This is a genomic window from Alcaligenes sp. RM2 (assembly GCF_052931795.1).
Map to the genome: position 1 here is coordinate 222,942 of NZ_JBRFIO010000001.1, position 20,542 is coordinate 243,483.

A 20,542-nucleotide genomic window follows, 5' to 3' on the forward strand; every position below is an offset into this window, starting at 1 on the left:
CGCAATGAACCGATCCCGCATTTTGGCCTGCTGCACCTTGTTGATGGCCAGTAGTGCCTGGGCGCAGACACAAGCTCCGCTGACTGGAACCATGGTTTCAGGCACCAGCACCTACCCGGTCAGCACCAGCCCGGCAGCGGCCAGCAATCAGGGTGTGCACACACCGGCCGCTCCGGCGGCAGAAACAGCGCCCGCTGAGCGTCAGCCTTACGAGAAGTACCGCTTGAGTGATGAGGAAGTACACCCTTGGCCTGAAGTGGAAGGCCTGCCTGTGCATGTACAGAACGAGCGCCGCCATATTCCGCCGCGCATCGAGGTGGGGCCTGATACCCGCAGCCTGCTCAGCATGCAGGCCGACCCGGACCGAGAAGGCAAGGTCTTGCCGGTGCATGGTGCGGCAGCCAATCTGGCCTGGGAGCGCTATTTGGAGAGCTTCAAGCATCCCATTCCTGAGTACATGAAAGAGCGCATCAAAACAAACGGTAGTGATTAAAGCCCACAGGGCTGGAGTGGGTCAGGAGAGCGAGATGAAATGGGGAAGAACTCGAACCCAGAGCGAGCAGGCACATAAGCAGCAAGGTTCCATTATTGTGCCTGCAGCCGCCGCGTTGCTGGTGGGGCTGGTGTTGCTGGGGGCGGCGCACCTGGGGCATAACTTCCATGTGAAGCGGGGGCTGCAAAACGCGGCTGACTTGGCTGCACTGGCGGGGGCGCAGGCCTTGGGTTCCGGGGATGCGCTGGGCTGCCAGCAAGGTGAAAGCATGGCCAGGTTCAGCCTGAATAGCCAGCCCGATTCGCCTGCTGCGGGTTTGACGGGCGATGGTGCCAAAGTCTTTTGCGGTAAATGGAATAGCAGCCACAGTGATCCGGCCCAGCGTTTTGTTTCTTCCTTGCCCGCTGATTCCGTGCGCGTGCATTTGAGCTATCAGCCGCCTTCTCTGTTCCCTTTCTTTACTTCCTCGGTGATTGAGGCGGTTGCCACCGCCAAGAACAGTGAGCCGGTTGCGACCTTCTCCGTGGGCAGTCGCCTTTTGTCCTTGAAGCGCAATGGTCTGGTCTATAACCTGCTGCGCGGCGTGGGCCTGCGCCCGGACCAGTTGACGGTGCTGGACTCGGCCGGTTTGGTCAATGCCAAGATTACGCCTTCCGGTTTGTTGAAAGCCTTGGGATTGCCCGCCACGGTTATCGCAGGAGTGGGTACACCTGAAGAATTGGCCCGGCTGGAGCAACTGACTTTGGCCGATTTGCTCAGTGCCAGTCTGGCCTTGCTGGACCAGCAAAAAACACTGGGTCTGGACGTTGGGGCCTTGCAGGAATACATCCGCTTGTTGCTGGGCGTCGGGCCTCTGGATTTGCCCGTCAAACTGCTGGGTGAGGGCGGTATTCTGGCCTTGATCGATGGTGTGGATCCCTTGTCGGCCTTGAATGTGAACCTGGACGTGCTGCAACTGGTCAACACGGGACTGGTGGTGGCCAATGGCAAGAATCTGATTGATTTGAACCTGACTGCGCTGCCTTCCGGTTTGACCAATATGTTCAATAACGCCCTGGATTTGCGAGTGCGGGTTGTGGAGCCGCCCAGCATCGCCATGGGCGGGATAGGCACTAAAGCGAACTCGGCAGGTGTGCGAGTCTATCTGAATCTGGATACTTCCAAGATTCCGCTGGTGGGTCTTGTTCTGAATGCGCTGGGAACGCGGGTTAGTCTGCCTGTCATTATTGAGCTATCCCAAGCCTCCGGCGAGTTGGTTAATGTCTGCCGCGCACCGATTGCCGAGAATCAGGCCACGATTGCGGTCAAATCCTCGCTGGTGAACGTGTGTCTGGGCAAGTTCCCACATTCGGATTTTTTCTCGACTAGCAATAGTTGCAAGGATGAATCGTTTGGGGGAATTCAGCGTCATCAGGTGATTAATGTGTTGGGTATCCTGCCTTTGACCGCTAAAGTCACCTTACCCTTAATTGATACAAAAAATCCGGTTCATGTAACGTTGACCGCGCCTCCGGGCGAGCCTTCAGAAGCAACTGTCAACGCCACTCAGCTGGATTTGTCTCGCAGTGTGAGTCTGCTCTCCGATGCTGTTCTGTCGGGTATCCTGGGTGATTTGCTGAACACCCCCTGGAGTGGCGCGTCCGGCAAGCGTCAGATGGCGGAAAGTCTGGTGGGCGGTGGGGCCGGCCGCTCAGTTTCTGAGGTCGTGAACGAGATGAACTGGTCCAAGGAGCGTATGGATCAACTGGCCCGCACCATGAGCCAGAATGGCTTGATCGGTGTGCTGGGCGGAACCCTGGGCTTTGTCGATAATTTGCTGACAACCCTGCTGGGTGCGCCCTTGAGTGATCTGGCCTGCGTGATTGGTGGGATTGGTGGTCAGCAAGCGATGCGCGAATGCCGGACAGGGGCGGTAGAGGTGCTGGTCTTTAAAGACTCCAACCTGGTCGGTGCCGTATTAAGTCTGGTTGTCGCGTTGTTGGACCCGGTATTGCAAGGCTTGAGTGCTCTGCTGGAGGGGCTGCTGAAGCTGCTGGGCCTGAGTCTGGTCGAGGCCGACGTGAAACTTCATGATGTGCAGTGCGGTACTGCCTATCTGGTGCAATAGCGCGGGAGGCGAATACAGCAATGAGCGTCAGCTTTATGGGTAATGAACCCGTTTTATACGTCTGGGAGGGTAGTTCCGATCTGGTGACGCGTGCCGAGCGCGCCATGGAGCCCAGTTCGGTAGCGGTCATGCGCGTAGAGCCTTCCCTGGTGCTGGACGCCGAGCGTCATCCCACGCGCCATGCGGTTGCATTGGTGTCCGTCAGTGTGATGGCCCAGGGACGTTTTGAACAGCACCAGTGGCTGGTCGAGCACGCCATTCCAGTGATCTGGGTGGCCTCGGAGGACCGAGGCTACGACCCGCGTTTTTACCCCTCGGCCTACTCCTATACCTTGCCGCTGTCTTTCAGTCAGGCCGAGCTGCGTACCCTGGTGGCCAAGCTGGCCGGGCTGACCGCACAGGTCGAGCGAGAAGGGCAAGGTGGTCCTCAACCATTAGTAGCCGTATCGCCTGTGATGCGGGCCTTGATTGCTGAAGCGGATATGTACGCCGATAGCGGGGCCAGTGTTCTGATTCATGGTGAAACAGGTGTGGGCAAAGAACGCATCGCTCAATTGCTGCACGAGCGTTCCTCACGAGCGCAAGGGCCCTTTGTTCCGGTGAATTGCGGGGCGGTGCCTGAGGGCCTGTTTGAAGCCCACTTCTTCGGCCACGCGAAAGGGGCTTTTACAGGCGCGATCGGTGCTCATAAAGGTTATTTCGAGCAGGCGGATCAAGGCACCTTGTTCCTGGATGAAATTGGGGATTTGCCCCTGCATCAACAGGTCAAATTGCTGCGTGTACTGGAACAGCGTTCCGTGACGCGTCTGGGGTCGACGCAACAGATTCCGGTAGATTTTCGTATGGTGGCCGCTACGAATAAAAACCTCTTGGGACTGGTGCAACAAGGCCAGTTCCGTGCGGACTTGTATTACCGTTTGGCCGTGGTTGAGCTGCTGATTCCGAATCTGGAACAGCGTGGCTCCCAGGAAAAAATCGCCATTTTCTGCGCCTTGCTGGAACAGGCCCTGGAGTGCGACGTCGAGGACATCCCTCAATGGGTTCTGGATGCGGTGGGCAGCATGCGCTTTAACGGCAATGTGCGCGAGCTGGCTAATCTGGTGGAGCGCGTTGCTGTCATGAGCAAGCAGTTTGGGGCCTGGGAGTCGGTGCAGTTGCGGCAAGTGCTGGAACGTTTCAATGCCCCCGTTATGGCCCCGGCTCTGGCTTTGTCTGAAGGTGCGCCCATTCTGGAGCGGCCCGAGCCCGTCATCAGCCTGAGCGCACAGGAGCAGGAAGAGCGTGCACGTATTATTTCGGTTCTGGATACCCAGAACTGGCGACGGCAGGATACTGCTGCCGTATTAGGGATTTCTCGTAAAGTTTTGTGGGAAAAGATGCGCAAATTCAACATAAAGGCACAAGATGCGACAAGCCGCGTTTAGAATACGGGCTGATTCTGTGTATCAAGCTAAACACAAAAAAATTGTTTATCAAGGGATGGGTATGGTGAACCTTAGTCAGAAGACGGCGGTGTTGCTGTCCTTGGGGGGACTTCTTTTATTGTCAGCGTGTAGCTCGGTGTCTTTGGTGCAGGAGCCAGAGCGGCCCGTGGTCGCGCAAACCCAGGAACAAGAGGTTGAAGAGGTAGCCCCGGTTGCGGCTCCAGCCGCTGCTCCAGCGCCCGCAGCGGCCCCGGCTTATCAAAACACCACTGTGGCTCATTTGCAGCAGCTGATTCAGGCCCGTGCCGTGCAAGAGCTGCGTACCGCCTATAACGGCCGCTTCGGTGCCAGTCTGTTGTTCTCTGCCGAAAGCATGACCTACTACGTGGCCCTGTTCCAGCAGCGCGAGTTCTGGCGCGTCTTCAAGACCACCGACGAATCCCTGGCCGAGCGCATGTACACCCAGTACCGTCAGGACACGGTGGACTATGCCGCCGCCGATCTGGAGCGCATCAAGCTGCAGGCTGAAGTTGCCAAGGCTGAAAAGCAATTGAATGAAAGCGCCGATCAACTGACCGTGCTGCAGAACGACTTGGCGTTGCAGCGTCAGCAAGAGGCCTTGGCCATTGCTCAGCGCGAGGAGTCCCGTCGCGAAGCCCAGGCGCTGGCCGAACAAGAGCGTGAAGCCCGAGAGCAGTTGCGTGAATTGCAGAGTCAGATCAAGGATCTGGAGCGACAGCGTGCCGGGATGTTGCAGCGTCAACGAGGTCGCTGATCGCTGCAATAGCAAAACCTGATTGAAAGCCCGCACAGTCGCAAGACTCTGCGGGTTTTTTAATCGTAAATAAAAAAAGACCCGAAATTCGGGTCTTTTAACTTGCTGCTTGATAGAGGTCTGATGCTACCGCGACAAGTACCGCATTGCCTCCTCCAGCCCTGCGCTGGTGACGGGGTACATATGGTCGGACATCAGATTCTGAATGATGGCAATGGACTGGCGGTACGGCCAGTAAGCCTGCGGCTCGGGGTTGAGCCAGGCAATACGTGGCCAGTGGTCGTTCAGTCTTTGCAGCCAGGCTGCGCCGGTTTCCTTGTTGTAGTGCTCGACAGAACCACCTGGGGCCATGATCTCGTAAGGACTCATGGTGGCATCGCCCACGATAATGACGCGCCAGTCCTCGTTGTACTTGCGCAGCAAATCCCAGGTTTCCAGTCGTTCGCTTTGGCGGCGTGAATTGTTCCGCCATACCGATTCATACACGCAGTTATGGAAGTAGTAGGCTTCCAGGTGTTTGAATTCGGAGCGTGCGGCCGAGAACAGGGATTCAACCTGGGCGATGTGGTCATCCATGCTGCCGCCTATATCCAGCAACATCAGCACATTGACGCGGTTTTGTCGCTCGGCCTGCATTTGCAAATCCAGCATGCCCGCATTGCGAGCCGTCTCGCGTATGGTGCTGTCCAGATCCAGCTCGGTAGGGGCGCCCTGACGTGCAAAGCGTCGCAGGCGACGTAGCGCCATCTTGAAGTTGCGTGTGCCCAGCTCTTGCTGGTCGTCGTAGTCCACGAACTCGCGCTTTTCCCAGACCTTGATGGCGGTACGGTTCCCTGCCGAAGGGCCACCAATGCGGATACCTTCGGGATGATAGCCACCATGTCCAAACGGCGAGGAGCCGCCGGTTCCAATCCACTTGTTGCCGCCTGCATGACGCCCTTGCTGCTCTTTCAGACGTTCCTTGAACATCTCCAGCAGCTTTTCCAAGCCATGCTTTTCCAGTGCGGCTTTCTGTTCCGGAGTCAGGTTACGCGTCAGGGTTTTGCGCAGCCAGTCCTCGGGCAGGGTTTTATCTTTGGCGAGCGCTTCCAGCTGCGGCTGATAGAACTCCCCAAAGGCCAGATCAAAGCGGTCGTAAAGCGTTTCGTCTTTGATAAGAACCAGTCTGGATAGATGATAGAAATCGTCCAGCGTGGGCGGCATGATGCCTTTGCACAAGGCGTCCAGCAGCGTCAGGTGTTCCTGAATGGAGACCGGCAGGCCGCGTTCGCGCAGGTGGTAGAAGAAATCAAGCAACATGGCTGTGCTGCCTTAGTTTGTCCAGCAAGTGGGCGCGGGTATCGGGCCACTCGCCTGCCATCAAGCTGTAGAACATGGTGTCGCGTATCGTGCCATCGCGGCGGATGGCATGGTGGCGGACACGACCATCGAAACGCGCTCCCAGCCGGGTGATGGCTTGCTGGGATTTGAAATTCAGGTGGTCGGTACGCCAGCCCACGACTCCGGCTCCCAAGGTCTCGAACGCATATTGCAGCAGGAGCAGTTTGGCCGCGGTATTGACGTGGCTGCGCTGGGCGCTGCGGGCGTACCAGGTGTAGCCGATTTCCAGGCGGGCCACTGGCGCAATAATGTCGTGATAGCGCGTAGTGCCGACAGCCCGGTCTGTTCTCAGGTCACGCACCAGAAAGGGCAGCATATGGCCTTGCTCCAGGCCGTCCAGCGCCTTTTTTACATAGTCCTGGGCCTGGCCGGGGGCGGGCACGCTGGTTACACGTACATTCCAAAGTTCGCCATCGGCAGCCGCGGCATCCAGTAACTCCACGTGCGCCAGTTGCAAAGGCTCCAGACGCACGTCCCATCCTTCCAGTGTCACGGGGGCCAATGGCTGGGAAAAAGCGCTTGTTTGCATATCAGCTCCGGCGCTGGCTGCGTTGGCTCATAGCGGCCAGACGCTGCATCAAGGACAAGTCCTGTTCGTTTTTCAGCAAGGCACCAGCCATAGGGGGCAAGCCTTCATCCAGCTCGTGCAGGGCATCGGCAGGAATGTCGTTGGCCAGCAGCAGACGCAGCCAGTCCAGGAATTCCGAGGTAGACGGCTTTTTCTTCAGGCCGGGAACATCTCGCAGGGCAAAGAAGGTATCCAGGGCGCTGGATAGAATGTCACTGCGCAGATTGGGGTAATGCACCGCCACAATCTGCTCCATGGTTTCGCGCTCGGGGAAGCGAATGTAATGGAAGAAACAGCGGCGCAGGAAGGCGTCGGGCAGATCTTTTTCATTATTGGAGGTAATGATGATCAAGGGACGATGGCGCGCCTTGACGGTCTGGCGAGTCTCATAAACATGAAACTCCATGCGGTCCAGTTCCTGCAGCAAGTCGTTGGGGAACTCGATGTCGGCCTTGTCGATTTCGTCGATCAGAACAACCGTGGGTTCCTCGGACTCAAACGCTTGCCACAATGTGCCCTGCACAATGTAGTTGCCAATGTCGCGGACTTTTTCATCGCCCAACTGGGAGTCACGCAGACGCGACACCGCATCGTATTCATACAGGCCCTGGTGGGCCTTGGTGGTGGACTTGATGTGCCATTGCAGCAGGGGGCGTCCCAGGGCACGGGCCACTTCCAGGGCCAGCAGTGTTTTGCCGGTACCGGGTTCACCTTTGATCAACAAAGGGCGTTGTAGCGTCAAAGCGGCGTTGACGGCCAGCTTCAAATCATCAGTGGCAACGTACTGATCGGTGCCTTCAAAACGGGTCGTAGTAGTCATAAATCGGCTCAAACTTGTACTTAAAATGTTGATCTGTCAAGAATAGAAACTCGGGTATAAATACTAGTATCAGTCATCCTTGGCAATTATCATACAATCGACTCAGTACTCGTCGGTCAGCATCACAGAGCCAGGTGTCGCGTTGATTCCTTTTTGCTGCAATAGACGCAGAGCCTGACCCGGACCGTTTTCAACTCCACGACAAAGCGAATAGCGATGATGAAGTTGCAAATGAAGCGGTATGTCTCTTTCTTTCTTCTGGCCTCAAGCTCCTGTCTGCCCTGGGCAGCCCAGGCGCAGGATTCCGAGCCGATCAAGGCCAATCCCGAGGCGGCGCGCGACAAGATCTCCATGTGTATAGGCTGTCATGGCTTGCCCGGTTACAAGGCCAGCTTTCCCGAGGTCTATCACGTCCCCATGATTGCCGGGCAGGGGGCTGCTTATATAGAAGCAGCGCTCAAGGAGTATGCCAGCGGCGCTCGAACCTTCCCCACTATGCAAGCCATTGCGCTGAGCTTGTCCGAACAGGACATGGCGGATATTGCCGCGTACTACGCGGGCAACAAACCTTGAGGACGGGGAGGCACCTATGAGAAAAACAGTCTTGCTGGTGGCAATGGGGCTGATGGCCGGGGTGGCCGGTCAGGCAATGGCCGCTGAGGATCTGGTCAAGGCAGGCGGGGAAGCCTGGAAGAATCTGAATTGCGCATCCTGTCATGGTGACGATGCGAAAACGCCCTTGAACCCGGAATATCCCATTCTGGCCGGTCAGCATGCCGATTATTTGCGGCAGGCCTTGATGGCTTACAAGCGTGGGCAGGCCGGGGCACCGGCAACGTCCAATATCCGCAAGAATGCCGTCATGGGGGCTATGGCCAATACCATGAGCCAGGCGGATATCGACAGTATCTCCGTGTGGCTGTCGCGTCAGCCCGGCCCCTTGAGCAATAGAAAGTAAGGCAGCCTGCGGCTTTAGTCGCGCGTGCTGTGGCGCAAAATCAATTCGATATAGCGCTCGTTGTTCAGCGGTGTGCCCAGACGTTGTGCTTCCCAGATCACCTCGCCCAGCGCTTCCATAATGATGTGCGCTGCGGCGTGCTGATCGTGCCGGGTCAATAAGCGCTGATACGCCGCCTTGATGCCTGGAGGCTGGTCAATGGACAGTTGTTCATTGATAGCCAGGTGCATGGACAGATGCAGGAAGGGATTGCTGCGTCCTTGCTCCACGGAATAGTCCTGGTTGACGGCGTCGGCGTTGCGCAAGTCGTCGTGGTATTCAGGGTGCTGTTGCACCAGGTCCACCGCCATGGTTTCCAGAGCGGTCAGCAGATGACCACTTTGGTGCTTGTCCCAAGCTTCAATGAAAAATTGGCGAACCTGCTCGCGAGAGGGGTTGAACATGGTGGAATCGAGATAAAAATAGTCAGAAAATGCGAATCTTAGGCGCGTGTTTTGCGTGAAATGGTGGGGGCGCAAGGCCGGCACAAGCTGCAATCGGGGCCGTGTAGAATGGATAAGTTGCCAAGAATGCAAGCATTTTTGGCAAGCTTTGAGTTTACAGGTGCCTGAATACGCGCGAATTAAGTTAAACTCTTATATAAGACTTCGGAAACGCGAAAGCGTTCCGTGTTTAGCTATCCCTAATATTGGAGCACAACTGGAGCATCCATGTCCTATCAGCATATCAAGATCCCCGCGTCGGGGCAGAAAATTACAGTTAACGCGGATTTTTCCCTGAATGTTCCCGATCAACCCATTATTCCTTACATCGAGGGTGATGGTACGGGCGTGGATATTTCGCCAGTCATGATCAAAGTGGTCGACGCTGCTGTTGCCAAGGCTTATGGCGGCAAGCGCAAGATCGAGTGGATGGAAGTGTTCGCCGGTGAAAAATCCACCAAGGTGTACGGTTCCGACGTCTGGCTGCCAGAAGAAACTCTGGATGCCGTTAAAGACTACGTCGTGTCCATCAAAGGCCCTCTTACCACTCCCGTTGGCGGCGGCATCCGTTCCCTGAACGTGGCCCTGCGTCAGCAACTGGACCTGTACGTCTGCCTGCGCCCAGTGCGCTACTTCAAGGGTGTTCCTTCGCCTGTGCGTGAGCCAGAAAAGACCGAAATGGTCATTTTCCGCGAGAACTCCGAAGACATTTACGCTGGTATCGAATTTGCTGCCGAGTCCGAAAGCGCCAAGAAGCTGATCGACTTCCTGCAAAACACCCTGGGCGTGAACAAGATCCGCTTCCCCAATACCTCCGGTATCGGTGTCAAGCCTGTGTCCCGCGAAGGTACCGAGCGCCTGGTGCGCAAGGCCATCCAGTACGCCATCGACAACGATCGCTCTTCCGTGACCATCGTTCACAAGGGCAACATCATGAAGTTCACCGAAGGTGGCTTCCGTGATTGGGCTTACGAACTGGCTCAAAAAGAATTCGGCGCTGAATTGATCGACGGCGGCCCATGGTGCAAATTCAAGAATCCCAAGACTGGTCGCGAGATCATCGTCAAGGATTCGATTGCTGACGCCTTCCTGCAACAGATTCTGCTGCGTCCTGCCGAGTACGACGTTATTGCCACACTGAACCTGAACGGCGACTACATCTCCGACGCTCTGGCTGCTCAAGTGGGTGGTATCGGTATCGCTCCCGGTGCCAACCTGTCCGACTCCGTGGCCATGTTTGAAGCCACCCACGGTACTGCTCCCAAGTACGCTGGCAAAGACTACGTGAACCCCGGTTCGCTGATCCTGTCTGCCGAAATGATGCTGCGTCACATGGGCTGGACCGAAGCTGCTGACCTGATCATCTCCAGCATGGAAAAATCCATCACCTCGCGTAAAGTGACTTATGACTTTGCCCGTCTGATGGAAGGCGCGACTCAAGTGTCCTGCTCCGGCTTTGGCGATGTCATGATCGAAAACATGTAATGAATACAGGCTGTTAAAGCCGGTTTTCTGCATGAGAAACCGCCGACCTTCGGGTCGGCGGTTTTTTTTCGTCTCATGCTGGCGCAGGCCATTTTCTCTCTCTTTTTTCTGCTTTTTTTTGTGCTAAAAATATTTTTGATCGTTACTTTTATGCAATTAAAAATAAGCTTGGTTGATGATATTTACTAGGTGAAAACCCGAATAAACTCAATAAAACAAGCGGGTTTAGCGTTTTCCATGATTATTAATATTGCGATTAACTGACGATAGTTATAAATTTGCCATATTAAATAATTCTAAGGAGCTGTTATGACTATCACAGGAGCTACATTGGTCGCCGAGCGCGAGCGGATCACCGTTACCCAGGCGCCATCCCGTCAGGAGACAGAGGAGATTCTGGAGCGTATCCACGAGATCGGCCCGCTGCTACGTGAGTTGGCCCCGCAGGCTGACCGTAATCGCATGTTGTCAGACGAGGCGGTTCAGGCTTTGGAGTCCACCGGGGCCTGGCGCATTTCGGCCTTGAAGCGCTACGGCGGTTATGAGGGTGGGGCGGAGATGCTCTTGCAATGTGCCAGCGCCGTGGGCTATTACGATCCGGCAGCAGCCTGGTGTGTGGTGATCTCTAATGGTTCGGTCATGCTGGCCAACCGCTTTAGCGATGCCATGCTCGATGAGGTGTTTGCAGACGGTCCAATCCGTGCGGCGTCCATTTTTGCCCAACCCCAAGGCACGGCAACGCCGGATGGCGATGGCTGGCGCATTACGGGCAAGTGGCCTTTTGCCTCGAACAGCAACCACTCGGACTGGGCACTGGGGATTTTGTTCATCAAGGAAAACGAGCAGGTCGAGCCCACCGTGGGCTTTGTGCTGATGCGTCGTGATGAGTTTGAAATTCAGGATACCTGGTACACCATCGGTATGCGCGGTTCGGGCTCCAACACCATGGTGGCAGAAAACCTGTGGGTGCCCAAAGAGCGCCTGATTACGTTTCAACAACTGATGGGCGATGTGCAGGAGCAAGATCCCTTGGCCACGTTTGGCCGTCGTTTGACGCCACACCTGACCATGTCCACCTGCATTCAGGCGCCATCTTTGGGAGCGGCTCAAGCCGCCGTGGATTTCACTACTGGAGTCAGTGGCAAGCGCGGCATTACCTATACCCATTACAAGAAGCAGTCGGACTCGGGGGCGTTTGTGCAGAACCTGGGAACGGCAAGTATTCAGATTGATGGTGCTCGTTTGCTGCTGGAACGCGCTGCGGCGCAGATCGATGCTGCTGCTTCCGGTACCGTGCCCATGCCTTTGGAGCTACGTGCTCGCCATCGTGCCGGGATCGGCCATGCAGGACACGAGCTGGTGGATGCGGTGAACAATCTGTGCTGGTTGCATGGCACCGCCTCCTTCGCGGAAAACAGTCTGCTGGGCCGCATGTGGCGCGATATTAATACAGGTACTCGCCATGCCTCCATTACCGCGCCAATGGGATACGAGCTGCACGGTAACGGCATGACCGGTACGCCTTATATTTCCAACAAGCTCTAAACCATGACGGCGACCTTGCGGATCAATGCTCCTTCACGCCGTTGTCATGCCGACGGCGTAGAGGTGCAGGCCTGGTATGGCCTGCGTTATGCCCAAGGCACGCGCCGTTTTGAAGCGGCGCAGGCAGCGACGGGGCGAATGGCAGCGACCTCTCTGGATCAGGTGCCTTTGTTCCCGCAGCGCCCCAGCCGTCTTGCGGCGGTCATGGGAGCAGGCAGTGCCAATCCTCAATCTGAAGACGCTTATTTTTTGAATGTGTGGGCACCTGCGCAAGCACAAGGTCTGCCCGTACTGTTCTTTATCCACGGTGGAGCCTGGGTGAGCGGTGGCGCTTCTTTGGATTGGTATGACGGCACCCGCCTGGCAGCGCAGGGCATGGTGGTGGTCAATGTGAATTACCGTCTGGGTGCCTTGGGGCACCTGGGCGATGCACAAGCTGACGATTTGCCTTTGCCGGCAGCCGACCTGCTCTTGGCACTGCAATGGGTGAAAGATCGTATCCATGCCTTTGGCGGAGACCCGGACAAGATTACCTTGATAGGGCAATCGGCGGGTGGCTGGTATGCGCATTTGCTCAGCGTGCTGGAGTCCACACGAGGTTGGATTGATCGTGTTGCTTTGCTCAGCATGGGAACGCGCACGCCGTGGTCACCCGAGCAACAAAGAAAAACCACAGAGCGCCTGCGACAAAGCCTGGGTGATCAGTGGCTGACGGTGAACGTGGATATCTTGATGCAGCACGGCATGATGGCCTTGGACAAAGAGCCGCCACGTTTGGCTCATGCTCCTTCGGCATTCTTGCCTGTGGCCAGCGCCGGGATGCCGCCCGACTTCTTGAATCCTGACTGGGCGGCACAAGCCTGCCATGCGCAGGCGGTGTATCTGCGTTGTACTGCCCAAGAGTCCTCGGTGTTCTTTTTTGACGTGCCTTTTCATCGGCAGGCGACGCAAGAGCAGGTCGATCAGGCTTTGGGTGTATGGCCTGTGGGAGATTTGCCAGACAGCCTGCTGCGAAATGGGGTGTATCAGGGAGCAGGATCGGGTCTGACGCCGTATCAACAAGTGGTGGCCGCGTCGTCCTGGTTGCAGTTTCAGCGTTTTCCCACGCAGTATGCGGCTAGTCTGAAGGCAGCGGGGCGCTCGGTGGTTTGGCGTCACTTCATGGAACAAAGCCCGCTTGAAGCGGTGTTCAGCGGGCATTGTTTTGATTTGCCTTTCCAGTTTGGCAACTTCCGGGCCTGGCAGGATGCACCCATGATGCAGGGGGTGACGCCAGAGCGGTTTGAGCGCATCGCCCAGGATTTGATGGGCGACATCGCACGCTTTGCAGGGGCCTGACTAAAGGAGCAGGTTTACTCCGTGCCGCGGGCCTTCCAGTTTGGAATGGCCTGCTGCACGTGTTGCGAGCTCAAGGGACTAAGCAGTCGATGCAAGTCACCGAACAATTTGCGGGCCGTATTGCCTACCCAGTTGTCTGGCAATAGCTCGGGTGCAAGGCCTGGGTCCAGAAAGGGCAGTCTGCGCCAGCGTGTCACCATAGGCATATAGAGTCGGAAGGCTTCCAAAGGGTCGGCCGTGCCTTGGCGTAAAGCGGTTTGCCACGCTTCAACTTCGTGTTGATACGAGTTCAAGAAGGCCTGGTACTCATTGGCCAGCTTGTCCCAATTCCACCAGCGGGAGATCTTTTCCTGAATATCGCTCAGGCCACTGGGTTCGCAGGTGAACAGCTCAATATAGGGCCAGAGCTGGTGCTCGCGTATGTACTCGACAGCCTCTGCCTGCAAGCGCGCCGGACCTATATACAGCCCCGCATTTACCGTGCCAAACCCCATGCGAGCCAAGCCTGTACGAATCTTGTGACGGTTCTGGCGTTCGCTTTCAGGAACGGAGAAGGAGACCAGCAGCCAGGGGTCCCGAATATTCATGGAGGGGGAGGAAAAAATCCGCTCGTCACCGGCCTGCATATGCGGCTCCAGTTCGGCCGCCAAGGCATAGCCTTTGCCCGAGGCGGCTTGTCGGCTAACTAGTACGCCTTTTTTCTTGAGCCGGGAAATGGCGGAGCGCACGCTGGATGGTTCAGCGCCCAGGTCGGCCAGAAGTTGAACCACGCTGGCCACGGGAATGATGACGCCGGTGGGGCGGGCGAACAGACCGTAGAGCGTCAGAATGTAGTGGTGCGGGGCAAGTTGCTCGTGCTCGCCATGGTCTCGGCTAGCGATGAACTCATCAATCGCGACGCTTGCTTTCATTCTGTCTTCCGGTGGTGGGGCTGATTGCTACCCATTTTTGATAGTAGGTTTGTAGCGGGCCATTTTACCGTGCGTGCCCCGGCGGCGCTAGCGTAGCCGCACTGGGGCTGCTTGCGTCCTGCTTGCCAGGGCGCCAGCTTGAGCTTCTTAGGGCAGGCTTTTCTCCAGCACGCTGTCCAGCACGACGATGTCCTGAATGTGCGGGGCGATGGCATCCAGCATGGCCTGGTGAGCATCACTCTGTCTGTAGGCGTCCAGTGCCTCTTGAGTGCGGAATACAGACAGCAGGGCATGGCTGTAGCGCGCCGAACTGCGTGACAGGTTCGGCACCCATTCAAAGCGTTCTATGTCTGAGCATTCCTGATGTATGCGGATAAAGGCCTGGTCCAGCTTGGGTTCCAATTCCGGGCTGACAGGGGTGTGGGGTGCCATCAAAACGATATGTAGATACATGCTGTCCTTGTGGATTCCGAGAGGTTTTAAGCTTATAGATTATTGCAAATAAATAATGACGAAACATAATACGCAATAATATTCAGATGGATTGTATAGGCCTATAGCTTTTAAAACGACGAATTTTCATAGGGTTAATACCTAAATTCAACAAAAACCATCCTCGTTTACCTATTTTGTTATTGCAAATAAATGACGATCGAAACAGAATTGAGGCCAAGCGAGTGTGTTGTCGCAGAGCTCGCCTCATTTTGGGTTTTGGGTCTTTAACGCCTGAGCAGAGTCATCGTCATGAAAGAAAACATAAGTGGGTTGGGAGCCAGGGTGGTGCGCGAAGCCTTCGGACATTTTCCATCCGGGGTAGCGGCCATTGCCGCCGTACTCGATGGCAAGCCGCAAGTCATTGTTGCGTCCAGTTTTTCCGTAGGGGTTTCGCTGGATCCGCCTTTGGCCGCCTTTTTTGTGCAGAAAAGTTCCTCGACCTGGGCGCTGCTGTCTCGCGCCTCGCGTCTGGGGGTGTCAATTTTGAGTGCTGAACATGCGGCTATTTGCCGTCAGCTGGCCGGACCGGACAAGGACAGCCGCTTCAGCGATATCGAGGTCGAGCTGACCGAGGAGGGGGCCGTCCATATACAAGGGGCATCAGTCTGGTTTGACTGCAGTGTTTTTCAAGTGCATCCCGCCGGGGACCACGATGCCGTGCAATTGCTTATCCACGATGTGCAGATCGAGCGCGAAATTTCGCCACTGATCTTTCATCGTTCTCGTTTCACGCAGTTGGTGGCCTGAGCCACCGGATCAAAAACAATAAACAAGAAGCATAACTATCACAGTGAAGGGGACATCTCTTGGACGCACATACACCATCTTTGCGCGAGCAGCCCATGACTGCCGCGCAGCGTCGACGCGTTATTTTGGGGGTTGGGGCGGGTAACGCCCTGGAGTGGTACGACTGGACGGCTTATTCGATTTTTGCCGCCTATTTTGCCAAGCAGTTTTTCCATAGTGAGGACCCGCTGGCGGCTTTGCTGGGCACACTGGCAGTATTTGCTGTGGGTTTTTTCATGCGCCCGCTGGGAGGCATCTTTTTTGGCTGGTTGGCCGATCGCAAGGGGCGGCGTTTCACCATGACCCTGTCCATGCTGGTGACAGCCTTGGGCAGTTTGGTGATTGGTATTGCTCCTACGTATGACATGGTGGGGCCGATTGCCGCCTTGTTTTTGTTGATGGGCCGTTTGTTGCAAGGGATTGGCCACGGTGGGGAGGTGGTTTCTTCCTTCACCTATGTCACCGAAATGGCACCTGCTCATAAACGTGGGCTGTGGTCTTCCTCCGTGTTTGTGTTTGTCACGATCGGGGTATTGGCGGCTGTGTTGCTCAGTGCCTGCCTGACCAGTCTGCTGGGTGAGGATGTTGTTCGGGCCTGGGCATGGCGTGTGCCTTTTGTCTTGGGTGGGGCCTTGGGGGTATATGCGCTGTATCTGCGTAGAAAGCTGGATGAAACTCCCATGTTCAAAGCCCGTCAGGCCGCAGCGCAAGCGGCAGGCAAAACGGCGCGCCCGGGCGCACGCGTGTTCTGGTCGGAGGTCTGGAAGTATCGCAGTGCCTGCTTGCGCGTATTTGCCTTGTCGGCCGGCGGCACCGTGCTGTATTACGTCTGGGCCATCATGGCGCCCACCTTTGCCATTACCTCCCTGGGCATGCCTGCCGCCAAAGTGATGTGGGTGGGGGTGGGGGCCAATCTTTTTCTGATTCTGTGCCTGATTTTCTGGGGCGCATTTTCGGATCGGTTTGGTCGCAAGGCGAACTGGTATTTCTTCTCCATCGGTTCAATCATCAGCATCATCCCGCTGACCATGGTGCTGACTGGCGGCCAGGGCGAGATCTGGCGTCTGGTGGTGTTCATGGCGGGCGGCATGCTGTTGATCTCGGCACCCACCGCCATCATGCCGGCCTTTTTCCCCGAGCAGTTTCCAACTCGTATCCGTGCGGTTGCCATGGGCTTGCCCTATTCGGTCGCTGGTGCCCTGACGGGCGGGACCGCTCCCTATTTGCAAGCCTGGCTGCATTCCATCAATCAAAAGCAGGTTTTTGACTGGTACCTGATCGGCCTGTGCGTTCTGGCCCTGTGGGCCACCATTGCCTCGCCCGAGACCAAGGGCAAGGATTTGCACGACTGATGTGTACAGGCGCTGCCCGGCTGAAAGAGCCGCGCAGCGCCTTTTTTGAATTTTCTAGGAGTAGTGAGATGTTGCGTGAGCATATTGAAGGCAAATGGATTGCTGATTTTGTAGAAGTGTTTGGACTGTGCAAAGTACAACCCGGCGAAATGGCAGTCGTGCTGTCCGAGACGCAATCGCGCTCCGTGCTGGCCGAGCTGGCTGAGTTGGCCCTGACGCAAATGGGGGCACGGGTTTGCCATGTGAAACTGGTCTCGCCACGTCTGAAAAGCAATATTGCCCTGCGCTCGACCGGGACGTCTTTGGCGCTGGAAGGTATGGACCCGATTGTCCAGGCTTTGGCAGGCAGCCAGTTCATTGTGGACTGCACCGTAGAAGGGCTGCTGCATTCGCCCGAGCGTGCCGCACTGCTGGCCAAAGGTGCCCGCATCATGATGATCAGCGACGAGCATCCCGAGATTCTGGAACGGGTCAAACCCAGTCCTGATTTGCAAAGCAAGTGCGATATTGGCGGCAAGCTGATTACCGATGCCAGTGTCATGCACATTAGCTCCGAAGCCGGCACGGACCTGACGGTCAGCCTGGCGGGTGTGATCGGGCGCGGCAGTGCCGGGATAGCCGACAAGCCGGGCAGCTTTGGGTATTGGCCTGCTGGCCTGTGCATTTGCTACCCCAGCAATGGCAGTGTGAATGGCACGCTGGTGCTGGATAGTGGAGATGTGAACCTGACCTTCAAGCGCTATCTGGAATCGGCGGTGACCCTGCGTATCGAAAACGATTATGTCGTGGCTATTGAGGGCAAGGGCGTGGATGCCGATTTGATCCGCTCCTATTACGCCAGTTGGAATGACAAGGATGCCTATGCGGTCAGTCATGTGGGCTGGGGCATGGCACCGGCGGCTCGCTGGGATTCCATGGCCATGTATGACAAGCGCGATACCAACGGAACCGAGTTGCGCGCCTTTGCCGGTAACTTCCTTTTCTCTACGGGCGCAAATCCAGCGGCGGGTCGTTTCTCCGATTGCCACTTCGACTACCCAATGCGCAATTGCACGGTTAGCCTGGATGGCCGTGAAGTCGTCAGCAAGGGGGTGTTGCAAGGCGATCTGGCCTAAAGCGCTAGCCAGGGCGGTACCAGCAGGAGAATGGGCCTACAGAGCCCGGCCGGCTGAGGCCGCCCTTTGATATTCCGTGGTACAAAACCAAGCTCAATGGTTTATGGCTAGATGGTTCAATAGTCATCAAGCTGTGCAGGCGTGTCGCGGCCGCTATTTTGTTTTGTGTGAAGGCAGCGCGACCCAGCCTTGCTTTGTTTTCAAGGGTACGGATTATGCGCGAAGGATTGGAGAAGCTACTGGCGGCAGGCAAGGATAATGCTTTGTTGCGCTTTGGCCTGGGCAATGCATGTATGGGTGAGGGCGATTTGGAAGCGGCTCGCGAACATTTGTCCAAAGCCGTGGAAATGAATCCGCGTTACACCGCAGCCTGGAAGCTGTTGGGCCGGGTGCTGGTGAACCTGGAGCAATTCAAACAGGCCAGGGAAATTCTGGAGCAGGGCTTGGTGATTGCCCAAGAGCAGGGCGACAAGCAGGCTGAGAAAGAAATGCAGGTGTTTTTGAAGCGGGCCGTGAAGGCTTTGGACCAGGCAGCAGAATAAAGACTGCGAATGGGCGACTGATATTTTCTTATCATGCGGGTATCAGTGCATTCCCTAAGTGTGACAGCTTTATAAATGGGGCACAATACGTTCCATGCAGGTGAGGAGACATAGCCCCGCAACGCTGGGCAACAAAGACCGAAATAAAACGGTCACTATTATAAAAGCAATAGGCAGTACAACATAACAACAATAAAAAAAAGGCCAGCGAAAGCTGGCCTTTTTTACGTCTGTACCTAATGGAAAAAATCAAACACCGGGTTCGGACATGGCTTGCAGCACCAGTTTGACGGCACCTTGCCCACCTTCGTTGGGCGCGCACTCCATATAAGCCAGAACGCTGGGCAGCTGGGTTAACCAGCGACGCACGGCATGACGCAAAACGGGTTCGCCATTGCGCGAGCCGTAGCCCGTGCCGTGGACAATTCGTACACAGCGCACGCCGTGCTCCAGACAGGAGCGCAGAAAGTTGTCCAGTCGCTCGCGGGCCTGTTCCAGATCCGAGCCATGCAAATCCAGGCTGGACTCAATCGGCCAACGGTTGCGTTCCAGATCGCGCAAGACATCGGTGCCACAGCCAGCACGCAAATGTCGTAGATCGTTGCTTTCACCTTGCACGCTGACATATTGGTCAGAGGCCTGGGGCAGGGCGGGCGTACTGGTGGGCGCACCTACCGCGTGGCGACGACGTTGCTCCAACTGTTCCGGGCTAGCCGCAGGACGGCTCATGACTACGCTTTGACCACGTTTTTTCAAGGGGGCGACGTCCCGCATGGACTGGCGTAGCCAGGCCCTGTCGCTGGGGTCCAATAAGGAAACGGGGTCTTGGGCCGCTGTAGCATTACTGGCAGGAGCCAGTTTGGCTGGCTTGCCACCGGGATCCGGTGGGCGGGGGCGCTTGCGAGCCTGGGGACGGGCGGGGGCCGGGGGCGGATTGAGATCCTGGCGGACCTGACCTTGTAACTTCTTCAGGTCTGCCAGACTACGCCCTACGGCTTTGGGCTTATTTGTTTTCATCCAACCAGCGCTGTGCGTCCAGGGCGGCCATGCAACCGCTGGCTGCACTGGTAATGGCCTGACGATAGATATTGTCTTGCACATCGCCCGCGGCAAAGACGCCAGGAACGGAAGTCATGGTTGCCATGCCTTTCAGACCGCTGCGAGTCGTGATGTAGCCGTCGTGCATCTCCAGCTTGCCTTCAAAGATCCCGGTGTTGGGCTTGTGGCCGATGGCGATAAAGGCACCAGTCACAGCCAGGTCTTCAGTGGCCTGGGTCTGGTTATTGATGATGCGCACACCTGTCACGCCCGAAGCGTCACCCAGCACTTCTTGCAGTTCGCTGTGCAGTTTCAGCTGGATATTGCCATTCTGGACGCGGTCCATCAGCTTGTCGGTCAGGATGGGTTCGGAACGGAAGGTATCGCGACGGTGAATCAAGGTCACGGTCTTGCAAATATTGGACAGGTACAGGGCTTCTTCCACGGCGGTATTGCCACCACCGACCACGACCACGTCCTGGTTCTTGTAGAAGAAACCATCACATGTTGCGCAACCGGACACGCCACGGCCCATGAATTCCTGCTCGGTTGGCAGGCCCAGGTATTGGGCAGAGGCGCCTGTCGCAATAATCAGCGAATCGCAGGTGTAGACTGTGCCACTATCACCATTCAGGGTCAGGGGACGGGTGGACAGATCAACCGAGGACACCATGTCAAAGATTAATTCTGTTTCGAATCGTTCCGCATGAGCCTGGAAACGTGCCATAAGATCAGGTCCCTGGACGCCTTGGGCATCGGCTGGCCAGTTATCTACATCTGTGGTGGTCATCAGTTGGCCACCTTGCTCCATGCCGGTGACCAAGACGGGGTTGAGGTTGGCGCGGGCTGCGTAGATCGCTGCGGTATAGCCGGCCGGGCCTGAGCCCAGAATGAGTACTTTTGCGTGCTTAGTAGTCGACATCACAGA

The 20,542-nt window shown here is 56.5% G+C and carries 21 protein-coding genes; 13 read left to right on the top strand and 8 right to left on the bottom strand.

Features of this window, described 5'->3' with window-relative positions:
- The first annotated feature begins 4 nt into the window (after nucleotides 1-4).
- The 4 genes from ACU6HM_RS00990 (at nucleotide 5) to ACU6HM_RS01005 (ending at nucleotide 4,799) form a co-directional block, all read left to right on the top strand.
- Entirely contained in the window at nucleotides 5-493 is a 489-nt protein-coding gene (locus ACU6HM_RS00990; protein ID WP_052159417.1) for a DUF3613 domain-containing protein, read from the top strand.
- Nucleotides 494-527: 34 nt separating this feature from the next.
- Entirely contained in the window at nucleotides 528-2,600 is a 2,073-nt protein-coding gene (locus ACU6HM_RS00995) for a pilus assembly protein TadG-related protein (RefSeq protein WP_021446901.1), read from the top strand.
- A 20-nt stretch (nucleotides 2,601-2,620) separates the two neighbouring features.
- Complete coding sequence (locus tag ACU6HM_RS01000; RefSeq protein WP_250755936.1) at nucleotides 2,621-4,024, top strand: sigma 54-interacting transcriptional regulator; 1,404 nt, start codon at nucleotides 2,621-2,623, stop codon at nucleotides 4,022-4,024.
- A gap of 61 nt (nucleotides 4,025-4,085) precedes the next feature.
- Nucleotides 4,086-4,799: a DUF2968 domain-containing protein gene (locus ACU6HM_RS01005; RefSeq protein WP_446763254.1), complete on the top strand. Its 714-nt coding sequence runs from the start codon at nucleotides 4,086-4,088 to the stop codon at nucleotides 4,797-4,799.
- Between the two features lie 126 nt (nucleotides 4,800-4,925).
- On the opposite strand, the gene ACU6HM_RS01010 is transcribed toward ACU6HM_RS01005, so the two are convergent.
- Genes ACU6HM_RS01010 through ACU6HM_RS01020 form a run of 3 tightly spaced genes read right to left on the bottom strand, consistent with a single transcriptional unit; the run spans nucleotide 4,926 to nucleotide 7,567 of the window.
- Nucleotides 4,926-6,098, bottom strand: coding sequence for a vWA domain-containing protein (locus ACU6HM_RS01010; RefSeq protein WP_009456769.1), 1,173 nt, complete (start codon nucleotides 6,096-6,098; stop codon nucleotides 4,926-4,928).
- Nucleotides 6,088-6,708, bottom strand: coding sequence for a GNAT family N-acetyltransferase (locus tag ACU6HM_RS01015; RefSeq protein WP_009456768.1), 621 nt, complete (start codon nucleotides 6,706-6,708; stop codon nucleotides 6,088-6,090). Before ACU6HM_RS01015 ends, ACU6HM_RS01010 begins: the two co-directional genes overlap by 11 nt.
- Nucleotide 6,709: 1 nt before the next feature.
- On the bottom strand, nucleotides 6,710-7,567 hold the full coding sequence (locus ACU6HM_RS01020; RefSeq protein WP_009456767.1) for an AAA family ATPase: 858 nt from the start codon (nucleotides 7,565-7,567) through the stop codon (nucleotides 6,710-6,712).
- A 216-nt stretch (nucleotides 7,568-7,783) separates the two neighbouring features.
- Between ACU6HM_RS01020 and ACU6HM_RS01025 the strand changes: the two genes are divergently transcribed.
- Together ACU6HM_RS01025 and ACU6HM_RS01030 are read left to right on the top strand one after the other, a co-directional pair.
- A complete protein-coding gene (locus ACU6HM_RS01025) occupies nucleotides 7,784-8,140 on the top strand; it encodes a c-type cytochrome (protein WP_009456766.1) in 357 nt (118 codons plus the stop codon).
- A gap of 16 nt (nucleotides 8,141-8,156) precedes the next feature.
- The gene (locus ACU6HM_RS01030; RefSeq protein ID WP_022983344.1) at nucleotides 8,157-8,525 is read left to right on the top strand and encodes a c-type cytochrome; all 369 of its coding nucleotides are present in this window, start codon (nucleotides 8,157-8,159) and stop codon (nucleotides 8,523-8,525) included.
- A gap of 14 nt (nucleotides 8,526-8,539) precedes the next feature.
- Here ACU6HM_RS01030 and ACU6HM_RS01035 read toward each other — a convergent pair whose 3' ends face one another.
- Nucleotides 8,540-8,968, bottom strand: coding sequence for a DUF1841 family protein (locus ACU6HM_RS01035; protein WP_009456762.1), 429 nt, complete (start codon nucleotides 8,966-8,968; stop codon nucleotides 8,540-8,542).
- 267 nt (nucleotides 8,969-9,235) lie between these two features.
- Between ACU6HM_RS01035 and icd the strand changes: the two genes are divergently transcribed.
- From icd to ACU6HM_RS01050, 3 genes are all read left to right on the top strand, one after another.
- On the top strand, nucleotides 9,236-10,492 hold the full coding sequence (gene icd / locus ACU6HM_RS01040) for an NADP-dependent isocitrate dehydrogenase (RefSeq protein ID WP_026483219.1): 1,257 nt from the start codon (nucleotides 9,236-9,238) through the stop codon (nucleotides 10,490-10,492).
- Nucleotides 10,493-10,801: 309 nt separating this feature from the next.
- On the top strand, nucleotides 10,802-12,037 hold the full coding sequence (locus tag ACU6HM_RS01045; protein ID WP_035274528.1) for an acyl-CoA dehydrogenase: 1,236 nt from the start codon (nucleotides 10,802-10,804) through the stop codon (nucleotides 12,035-12,037).
- A 3-nt stretch (nucleotides 12,038-12,040) separates the two neighbouring features.
- On the top strand, nucleotides 12,041-13,375 hold the full coding sequence (locus ACU6HM_RS01050) for a carboxylesterase family protein (RefSeq protein WP_446763255.1): 1,335 nt from the start codon (nucleotides 12,041-12,043) through the stop codon (nucleotides 13,373-13,375).
- 14 nt (nucleotides 13,376-13,389) lie between these two features.
- On the opposite strand, the gene ACU6HM_RS01055 is transcribed toward ACU6HM_RS01050, so the two are convergent.
- Complete coding sequence (locus ACU6HM_RS01055; RefSeq protein ID WP_250755934.1) at nucleotides 13,390-14,286, bottom strand: PaaX family transcriptional regulator; 897 nt, start codon at nucleotides 14,284-14,286, stop codon at nucleotides 13,390-13,392.
- A 147-nt stretch (nucleotides 14,287-14,433) separates the two neighbouring features.
- Nucleotides 14,434-14,739 (bottom strand): Dabb family protein, encoded by a 306-nt coding sequence (locus ACU6HM_RS01060; protein WP_250755933.1) that lies wholly within the window; start codon nucleotides 14,737-14,739, stop codon nucleotides 14,434-14,436.
- 291 nt (nucleotides 14,740-15,030) lie between these two features.
- Between ACU6HM_RS01060 and ACU6HM_RS01065 the strand changes: the two genes are divergently transcribed.
- The 4 genes from ACU6HM_RS01065 (at nucleotide 15,031) to ACU6HM_RS01080 (ending at nucleotide 18,576) form a co-directional block, all read left to right on the top strand.
- Nucleotides 15,031-15,528, top strand: coding sequence for a flavin reductase family protein (locus tag ACU6HM_RS01065; RefSeq protein ID WP_009456753.1), 498 nt, complete (start codon nucleotides 15,031-15,033; stop codon nucleotides 15,526-15,528).
- Nucleotides 15,529-15,587: 59 nt separating this feature from the next.
- On the top strand, nucleotides 15,588-16,919 hold the full coding sequence (locus ACU6HM_RS01070) for an MFS transporter (protein WP_235484276.1): 1,332 nt from the start codon (nucleotides 15,588-15,590) through the stop codon (nucleotides 16,917-16,919).
- Between the two features lie 68 nt (nucleotides 16,920-16,987).
- Complete coding sequence (locus ACU6HM_RS01075) at nucleotides 16,988-18,034, top strand: hypothetical protein (RefSeq protein WP_009456751.1); 1,047 nt, start codon at nucleotides 16,988-16,990, stop codon at nucleotides 18,032-18,034.
- 215 nt (nucleotides 18,035-18,249) lie between these two features.
- Nucleotides 18,250-18,576, top strand: a complete 327-nt coding sequence (locus ACU6HM_RS01080; protein WP_009456744.1) for a tetratricopeptide repeat protein — start codon at nucleotides 18,250-18,252, stop codon at nucleotides 18,574-18,576.
- Nucleotides 18,577-18,825: 249 nt separating this feature from the next.
- Here the strand turns inward: ACU6HM_RS01080 and ACU6HM_RS01085 are convergent, their stop codons facing one another.
- Together ACU6HM_RS01085 and trxB are read right to left on the bottom strand one after the other, a co-directional pair.
- Nucleotides 18,826-19,593 (bottom strand): Smr/MutS family protein, encoded by a 768-nt coding sequence (locus tag ACU6HM_RS01085; protein ID WP_009456743.1) that lies wholly within the window; start codon nucleotides 19,591-19,593, stop codon nucleotides 18,826-18,828.
- Nucleotides 19,580-20,536, bottom strand: a complete 957-nt coding sequence (trxB, locus tag ACU6HM_RS01090; protein ID WP_009456742.1) for a thioredoxin-disulfide reductase — start codon at nucleotides 20,534-20,536, stop codon at nucleotides 19,580-19,582. The genes ACU6HM_RS01085 and trxB overlap by 14 nt, the downstream gene beginning before the upstream one ends.
- Between the last annotated feature and the right edge of the window lie 6 nt (nucleotides 20,537-20,542).